This is a genomic window from Bacillus sp. 179-C3.3 HS, assembly GCF_047229225.1.
Lineage (GTDB): Bacteria > Bacillota > Bacilli > Bacillales > Bacillaceae > Bacillus.
In genome coordinates, this window is record NZ_JBFEFT010000014.1 from 17051 (window position 1) to 27234 (window position 10184).

The 10184-nt window shown below is 45.1% G+C and carries 1 protein-coding gene; it reads left to right on the plus strand.

Going from position 1 to position 10184, the window contains the following annotated elements; all coding sequences use genetic code 11:
* Nucleotides 1–49 precede the first annotated feature (49 nt).
* Nucleotides 50–10180: an amino acid adenylation domain-containing protein gene (locus AB1K80_RS10370; RefSeq protein WP_412856544.1), complete on the plus strand. Its 10131-nt coding sequence runs from the start codon at nt 50–52 to the stop codon at nt 10178–10180.
* Nucleotides 10181–10184: the final 4 nt, after the last annotated feature.

The following is a 10184-nucleotide window of genomic DNA, read 5'->3' on the forward strand; positions in this document are numbered from 1 at the left end:
GCAGGGATGCAGTGTTGCCCCTGCCTAACAAAAAAGGGAAGGAACTCATATGAAACCATCAATTAATCAAACAAGTGAACATGAATCAATGAATACGATTTTACAAGATCTCAAGACGACGATCCTACAAACCAACGAAATCGAACGCTTCGCTGTTTTTTCACGTGAAAAAACCATTCGACCGCGGCCATATCACCTCTCTCATTTATTTCTCGACAAGCAAATTGTGCAGGAGGCCGCAGTTGAACAGACTCACACTCAAGCGGTCGCGCCTGTTTTGACAGACATGCCCCCAGCCCTTTCTTATGGAGGAGATCTTGATCTCACACGAGGAGCGCAAACGCTGCAAGAAGTGCTAACAGAGGCGACAAAAACGCCAAATGGGCTCACCTATATCGTGAATAGCGACAACGAACTACATCAATCCTATTTGCAGTTACAGGAAGACGCCGAACGAATTCTGACCGGCTTAAGGGCAAAAGGTCTTCAGCCGGGCGATCCTGTCTTCTTTCAATTTTCATCGAACCATGCCATGGTGACGTCATTTTGGGCATGTGTGTTAGGTGGATTTGTGCCGACGCTCGTCTCTGCTGCTCCGACCTACCGAGAGATGAATGCAGCGGTAAAGAAGCTCCATCATTCTTGGAAATTGCTAGATCACCCGCTCATTTTGACGGATGAAACATTGGTCGAAGAGGTACAAGGGCTGTCCTTACTGTGGCACACGAATCAATTGCGTGTAGAGGCTGTTGAGCCGATGTTGTCTCTAGAGAGGGATACACATCATCACCCTGTCACTCCAGATGACTCAGTCTTTTTTATCTTAACGTCTGGTAGTACCGGGATGCCAAAATGCGTAGAACACTCACACAGAAGTGTCCTTGCGAATGTAAAAGGAACAATTGCCGCGAACCAATTTACACAGAATGATGTCTCATTAGACTGGATGCCATTAGATCATATTGGCGGTATTGTGATGTTTCACCTTGTCAATGTATTTACAGGCTGTCAGCAAATTCGGGCAAAGACAGATGACTTTATTGCACAGCCATTGCGGTGGCTTGATTGGATCGAGCGTTACCGTGCGACAAAGACATGGGCACCTAACTTCGCCTTTGCGATGATCAATGATTATGAGAAAGAAATATCATCTCGATCATGGGATTTGTCTTCGATGACAAGTATGATCAACGGGGCTGAGGCAGTTGTGCCGAAAACGATCCATCGATTCTTAGATTTACTCGCTCCGCACGGATTAAAGGGAGATGTGATCAAGCCAGCCTTCGGAATGTCTGAAATATCATCAGCGGTTGTCTTTTCATTTGCCATTAAGCGAGGCGATGAAAACAGTGGAGTTCTGACCTTTGAAGAGACGTCTCTCACGGAACAGCTTCGTCCTGCCGCGGCGCGTGAAACAGGTACCGTCAGCTTTACAGAGCTAGGAAAGCCGATTCCGGGTATCACGATCCGCGTTGTCAACCACAATGATGAGATTTTACCAGAAGACCATATTGGTCGCGTGCAAATAAAAGGTTCAACGACAATGAAGGGCTATTATCAGAACGAAGAAGCGAATCAAGAAGTCTTTCAATCGGATGGCTGGTTTCACACCGGTGATTTAGGTTTTCTGCACGAAGGCAGGCTCACATTAACCGGCAGAGAAAAAGATATGATCATTATCAACGGGAAAAATTATCACAACTATGAAATTGAAGCCATTGCTGAAGAAGTGCCAGGTGTAGAAACGAGCTTTGTCGCTGCGTGTTCTGTTCGAATGGAAGCATCATCTTCTGATGAACTGATTGTCTTTTTTACACCAAAACTGTACGAGCCTTCTTATATCATGAGGGCTAGTCAACAAATGAAATCCCATATTGCGACAAAAATGGGTTTGTCTGCATCGCGAATCATTCCAGTCCAGAAGCACGCATTTCCGAAAACAAGCTCTGGAAAAATAGAACGAGCGCAGTTGAGCAAACGATGGCAAGAAGGCGAGTTTGACGAAATTATCAAGGAAATGGACATACGTCTGGAAAATGTTCATACCTTACCAGATTGGAGTTATCAAAAGGAATGGGCACCTGCTCCACTTGATCATTCAACAGACCAAACGATAGGTGACATCGTCATCTTTGCCGACTCATTAGGACTAGCTGATCACTTATCATCCCTTAATCACGCACAAGAAACCATTACGGTTGAACCGGGACTAGAATTTCAACAACTCTCACACACACACTTCATCATCCACCCGAATCGACCGTCTGACTACGAACAACTCTTTGAGACGCTCCGTTCGTATGGCGTTTCGGTGAAACAGCTGATACATCTTTGGAATTATACACACAAACAAGATCAACATGTGAATGTCGATATGGCAAAGCAAGCCCAGTCAACTGGCAGCATGAGTGCCTTGTTTTTAACAAAAGCGCTAGCCGCTTATGAGGAACAAGTGGCAATCACCTTTGTCTCATCACATGCCATGCAACTACCAGAAGACGAAAAACATGATGTAGAAAAAGCGACGACAGCAGGGCTCATGACAGCTGTCCAACATGAATGGCCGTTTATCGAGGTGCAGTGTCTAGATTTCTGCCTAACAGATTCAGGATCTATCGCATCACATGCAGCGGCGATCATGAGAGAACTGACACAGGAAACACGCCATCATCTGGCTGCTTATCGGGCTGGCGTTCGTTATATTCCCTTATTAACGCCACTTCCATTAGACAAAGAACAGCAGATGAAGAATCCGCCAATTAAAGCATCTGGTCTTTACGTGATGACAGGCGGGCTCGGTGGAATTGGAAAGATGATGAGTGAGTATTTACTCGACTCTCACCAAGTACATCTTGTCTTACTCGGGAGAAGAGAGAGACATGACCTCACTGAGGAGCAAAAGGAGACATTGTCATCGCTAGAAAAAAGAGCGCAAGTCGTGGGTGGCACGGTTGTGTATGAAAAAACCGATATCACGGATGCACAAGCCATTGAATCCATCATATCGAGGCATGAGGAGACGGTTGGCCAAACGTTACAAGGCGTGATTCATTTCGCTGGAATCATTCAAGAAGAGTTGCTGGCTGACATGACACCTCATTCCTTGAACGACATGTACGAAGCGAAAGTATATGGAACCGTTGCGTTACATGAAGCTGCTTCCCGACGACAGCATGTCTTATTTATGTCCAGCTCGTCCGCACGTACGCTTAAGGGCGGGATGACAGTCGGAGCCTATTGTGCCGCCAATGAGTTTGTCGAGCAATTTGCCCAATATCAGAAGCTAACGTCTACAGTGAAGCCGTATTGCTTTAGCTTTAGTATGTGGGATGAGGTCGGGATGAGCGAGGGCTCCATGATCAAAGGGATTTTAAAAGAAAGAGGCTATCTCCCAATTCCAAAGCAGGCAGGCTTCAATACGATACTGGCAGGGTTAATGACAAATGTCGAATTGATTTACACAGGTCTAGACCGAACGAAACAAGAGATACAAGAACTAGTGAACGAAGACATTCAAACGGAACAAGCGATGTATATCTTTTTCAAAACGGATCAAACAAAGGCAATAGAAGAACGGCTGTATCAATCGATCCATACATTTTTACAGCCACGTCTATCAAGTGAATTTACAGTGCACCTGTATCCTGAGGAATACTGGAAGGAAACAGAGGACGGGATGCCGGACGAAGCACATTTCTTTGGCCTAATTGAGGAGAGCAGTAAGGAATCAGAAAAAAGAGCACCACAAACAGGTTCTGAAAAACTGCTTGCCCAGATTTGGTCAGATCTCCTCGGTGTCTCGAATATAAGCTGCGGGGATCATTTCTTCCTACTCGGAGGTCATTCGCTAAAGGCAACGCAAATGTTATCAGCGATTAGACAAAGAACCGGTTTTGAAGTGCCGCTATCTGTTCTTTTTGAACATACAACACTCGGTGAATTAGCGGAATGGATGGATACACATGCGAAAGCAGATGAAGCCATTCCGATGAGAAAGATAGAAAAGGGCCAAGAGATTCCGATGTCTTATGCACAGCAAAGGCAGTGGTTCCTCTATCAATTAGAGCCAGATCTACCATTTTACAATAATACGATTTCGTTCCGAATGAATGGACCTTTAGATCTTGAAGTGCTTCAAAGTAGTCTACAACATATGGTGCAAAGACATGAATCATTGAGAACGTCCTTTGCGATGAGCGGAGAAGAACCCGTTCAAGTCATTCATGAAAACAGACACATTCCAGCGCTTGAGATCATTGATTTATCAGGACTGACATCGCAGGAAGAAAAAGAGCAAAAGGCTTCTGAATGGGCAAAAGTGGAGGCGAATACACCTTTTCACTTAGAACATGAAGCGGTTTTCCGTGTCAAACTGATCAGGCTTTCCGCCACAGAGCATATACTGCTCATGTCGATTCATCACATTGTATCTGATGGATGGTCTATTGGGATTGTAGCGAGGGAGTTATCGGAATGTTACACAGCGGCGATTGAAGGGCGAGTACCTGATTTGCCGGCGCTACCGCTTCAATATGCTGATTATGCGCTCTGGCAGAAGGAGTATTTGACAGGGGATACATTGGATGGACAGCTTGCTTATTGGAAGGAACAATTTTCAACACCTGTCCAAGAGCTGGAATTGCCGTATGATCAACCGCGACCAGCCGTTCAATCGTATAAAGGAAAAACGAAAAAATATCGACTGTCCAAGGCATTATCTGATCAACTTGCAACTCTTTCCAAGGAGACAGACAGTACACTCTACATGACAATGCTATCTGCTTTCTCTACATTGTTACATCGTTTGTCTTCCCAAGACGAGTTCGTGATTGGATCGGTCATCGCTGGAAGAAATCGAACGGAAATAGAGCACTTGATTGGATTTTTTGTGAACACATTGGCACTTCGGATCGATCATGGCAACAACCCATCCTTTATTGAATTATTAGAGCGTGTCAAGGAAACAACGATTGGTGCATATTCGCATCAGGACGTGCCGTTTGACATGGTGGTAGATGAATTGAACATTGTGCGTGATGCGAACAAGCAGCCACTCTTTCAAGTCATGTTCGTTCTGCAAAACTTGCCGCTTGAAGCATCTCCAATGGGAGAAGCGACATCGGTTTTAACCATTGAAGATAACGATACGGCGAAGTTCGACCTTTCCCTTTTTGTATTTGAAGGGGCAGAAGGGTTGCAATTATCACTTGAGTACCATGCGGATTTATTCCATGACGAGACAATGGATCGATTCCTCCGATATTACGAGCACTTGCTCGAAAGTATTTGTGAGAATCCAACACAGCCAATCAGACAAATGAATTTTCTACCGGAAATGGAAAAGCATCAGCTACTTTATGAATGGAGTGGCAAATCGGAGAAACCAACAGGTTCCCTTCTCATCACGGAACGATTTGAGGAGCAGGTGAGGAAAGCGCCACATGCGATCGCCCTTGAATTCCAAGGAGAGCAGTGGACATATCGTGATGTACAAGAGAAAGTCGATCGGTTAGCAGCTTATTTGCAGCAACGAGGCGTTGTCCCGCATGAACCAGTGGGTCTTCTCATCGACAGAACACCTGAAATGATCTTAGGGGTGCTGGCGATTATCAAAGCAGGTGGAGCTTACGTACCAATTGACCCTGAGTATCCAGATGCTCGAATCGAGTATATGTTGAAGGATACAGGAATCAAGATGTTGCTAACGAAAAACGAGTGGTTGAAAAAGGTGTCGATCAGTCAAACGGAGCTGATCTGTCTTGATCCAGGTTATGAAGAATTTTTACCTGATGCAGAAGTGACGCCTCCAGCCCTTTACCCAGAAGGTCTCGCTTATATCAATTACACGTCGGGATCAACCGGACAGCCAAAAGGAGTGCTCATTCCACATCAAGCGGTCATCCGGCTTGTATGTGAAACAGACTATGTCGCGCTTGATGAACAAACACGTATCTTGCAAATGGCTAGCTTCTCCTTTGACGCCTTTACGTACGAAATATGGGGCGCGCTATTAAATGGGGGAAGACTGATACTCACAGATCGAAATACCATTTTATCCATGGATACACTGGCTGACACGCTAAAGGCATACAACATATCAACAGGATTCCTGACTGTTCCGTTGTTTAATCGATTAACAGAAGAACATCCAGACGTTTTATCTGGATTCAAGGCATTACTGGTTGGCGGAGATGCCTTGTCAGCGGCGCATATCCGTAAAGCACTACCGTATTTGCCTGAAGGGCTTTTAAATGGCTATGGACCTACTGAAAACACAACGTTTTCTTGTGTGCATCATATTCGGGAATTGGACGAAAAGCAGACGACAGTACCAATCGGTCAGCCGATAGCCTATTCACAGGCGTATATATTAGACAAAGATCTCCAGCCAGTCCCGCAGGGCGTCATCGGTGAGATATACGTTGGCGGAACAGGGCTTGCACTCGGATATCTTGGAGACGAAGAAAAAACAATGCAATCATTTATTCCGCATCCTTTTCAAGAAGGAGAGCGTTTATATAAAACAGGCGATATGGGGCGCTGGCTACCAAACGGTATGATCGATTGTCTTGGCAGAATGGACCAACAAGTGAAAATTCGTGGACACCGTGTAGAATGTGGAGAAATTGAAGCCGCGATGCTGCGCTTTGAGGACATAACGGAATGTGCTGTCATCCCGCATCAGCACGAGAGTGGTCATAAACGATTAATCGGTTATTTTGTCCAAAAAGGCGCATTGACCCAGCAAGATATTCGCCAAGCTTTGAAAGGGATGCTACCAGACTATATGGTGCCAAGCCTATTCATCGAAATGGAAGAGTTGCCGCTCACACCAAATGGGAAGGTAGACCAAAAACGTCTCCCATCGCCAGAGTGGAAACAGGAAAACGTGGACACGCCGGTTGATGGACCAGTGAGTGAAGAAGAGCGCGTCTTAGAACGAGTATGGTGCCAGTTGCTCGGTGCGTCTGCCATTGGTAGACACGATAACTATTTTGAGCTAGGCGGCGATTCTATTATTGTCATACAAATGGTGGCTCGCTTGGCGCAGGAAGGTTATACAATTCAGCCGAGAGATGTATTCGAAAAGCAGACGATTTCACAGCTTGCTCGCGTCATGCATCAGGCAGATGCTTCTGTGTCATATGACCAGTCACCTGTCACCGGAGATGTTCGCCTGCTGCCAATCCAATCATGGTTCTTTGAACAATCCATGACGAACCAAGATTACTGGAATCTATCGGCACATATTGAAATCAATCAGTCTGTATCATTTGAACAGCTCACGCAGGTATTCACAAAGCTTGTTGATCACCACGATATGCTCAGAGCGAAATATACAAGACATGCTGACGGCACTTGGACACAAACCATTTGCGAGCCAGGCATCACCCCTTGTATCACATTCTTTGATTTAACGGACATTACTAAAGAGGAGGCGCTTGAGCAAATCCGCTTAGAGACAGGGGCTTGTCAAGCCACATTGTCATTAGAAAGAGGAGAAGTGATCAAGGCCATTCTTTTTCACACAAGTCATGATACTTCTGAACTTTTTATCGCTGCACACCATCTCGTCATGGATGGCATTTCATGGCGCATGATACAAGAAGATGTATTAACTGGATTACAGCAGCTTGGGGCAGGTCAGGACTTGGTATTTGCGAAGAAAACAGCCTCTTACAAACAGTGGGCAGATGCATTATATGACTATGCACAATCAGATCAATTACAAGAGCAGGCCGCTTTTTGGCAAAGCATGATCGACAAAGAGGAAGAGGGTTCGCCTTTTCATAGACCTGCGCTTTCTAATATAGAAGAACATGTAGACATTTTGTCAGTTCAATTGACGAAAGACGAAACAGAGCGTTTATTAAAGCAGGCATCACAAACGTACCGCACAGAGGTGAATGATTTACTGTTATCAGGGCTAGTACAAGCCATCGGACAACAGGTGTTGATTACGTTAGAAGGGCACGGACGCGAGGATATATTTGAACAGATGGATTTGTCACGGACAGTAGGTTGGTTTACAAGCTCTTATCCTATTTTTATTCCTTTTATAAAAGCCGATGTTGGTCGACAAATCAAAGACGTCAAAGAAACCTTAAGGGCTGTCCCGCAAAAGGGAATCGGCTACGGTTTGTTGCGATATATGACAGAATCTCATTCTCTCAAAACGGTGACACCACAAATGAGCTTTAATTACCTTGGTCAATTAGATCAGACGGATGATGAAGTAAAGCTTTATATAGCAGATGAACGAAATGGACATGTACACGATCCGAAGGCGGAAAGGCAGCATTTGATTGATGTGTACGGCTATGTCGTGAATGGACAGCTTCAGATGAACTTTATGATTCATCGAGAGCTACTCCAGCATGAAGAAGTACGCCAATTGTCTGAGCGATTCAAGGAGAAAATGGAGGAAGTTCTCTCCCATTGCTTAGAGGCACCTGGAGGTTATACACCATCTGATTTCCCGATGGTTCAGCTAACGCAGCAGCAAATTGATGCGCTCCCAGACAATGTGGTGGATGTGTATCCGCTCTCTCCGATGCAGCAAGGAATGCTGTTTCATGCGCTGTTAGATCAGGCGTCTCAAGCCTATTTTGGTCAGGTGCATATGACATTAGAAGGTTTAACAGACGGTCAAGCATATGAACAGGCATGGAATCTCCTTGTGCAGCGTCATTCCATTTTGCGGACAAGATTCGCATGGGAAGGGTTACAAGAGCCTGTACAGCTGATTCAATCTGAAGGACATATTCACCTCACTCAGCATGATGTGCGCCACCTGAGTGAACAGGATCAACAAGAGACAATTGAACAATTTTTGGCATCCGATCGTTTAAACGATTTTGCATTAGAAGATGTGGAAGAACCGCTTATCCGCGTTGCTTTATTCCATTGTGATGATCAGAAATCGACGTTTGTCTTTAGTTTTCATCATATTTTAATCGATGGCTGGAGCTTATTCAGCTTCATTGAAGAGTCCTTTGCGCTGTATCGTTCCCTTGTGGACAAACGAGAAATCAATCTTCCTGCTGTGCGCCCGTATAAAGATTTTATTGAGTGGCTGCACAAGCAAGATGAGCAAAAGGCCAATGAGTTTTGGAAACAATATATGTCAGGAGTAGAGGAAGCAACACCGCTTCCAGGAGATGGCGAGCGTGCGCTGAATCATGAAGCGGGCATTACGCAGTATAGCATCAAACTGACACCAGACATGCAGCGGAAGCTAGAAGAGATGATCGGGAAGCAGAAGGTCACGATGAGTACATTGATTCAGTCCGCGTGGGGGCTACTTTTGCACCTACATTCAGGTTCGGAAGATGTCGTATTTGGTGTGACCGTGTCAGGCCGACCGGCAGACTTACCAGATGTTGAAAGTATGACAGGGCTATTCATTAATACGTTGCCACTCCGTTTGCCACTTTCACCAGACTGGACGATTGCCCGACTACTGGCACATACACAGGAAACTGTTTTTCACATGCGAGAATTTGAGTATACGGTTCTGCCAGATATTCAACAGATGACCAATATCCCAAATGGAGAATCGTTATTTGATAGCATTGTTGTTTTTGAAAACTATCCGATTGAAACAATTGAGCCGCATGGCGTTCGTATACTGGACATCGCTAGCCATGAGGAAACCAACTATGACCTCACCCTTGTTGCGGTGCCGGGCGATACTTTGGAGCTTCGCGTCACATACCGTTTGGCTCAATATACAGAAAATCAAGTTGAAACGTTGATGCATCAGCTATTGGACACAATTGAAGCAATGACAGAACAAGTAGAGACACCGCTTTCTGCTTTCACCATCGTGACGAATGATGTGAAAGAACGGATGATGAACGATTGGGCGAGACATGCACAAGTAAACGTCCTGTATCCAGATCAAGAAGATGTCTATTCAGGCATTCATGACGCATCTTGTGAAACGGAAATTTATGTACTTAATGAAGCGTATCAACTCATGCCGATAGGGTTCCCAGGAGATATCTTTATCGGTGCAAAGGACATAAAAGCACTTTGCGGGGAACTGGCCGATTGGATGGAAGCGAATAAAATTCCGCATCCATTCAGGCGCCAAACAGACGAATACCTCTATCCAACAGGGGATGTCGGTGTTTGGACTGAAGAAAGAAAGATTCAGATTTTGGATTGGATGTAGGAGG

Excerpts from the sequence above, each read along its gene's own strand:
- AB1K80_RS10370 (WP_412856544.1), top strand. The coding sequence starts at position 50 with ATGAAACCATCAATTAATCAAACAAGTGAACATGAATCAATGAATACG.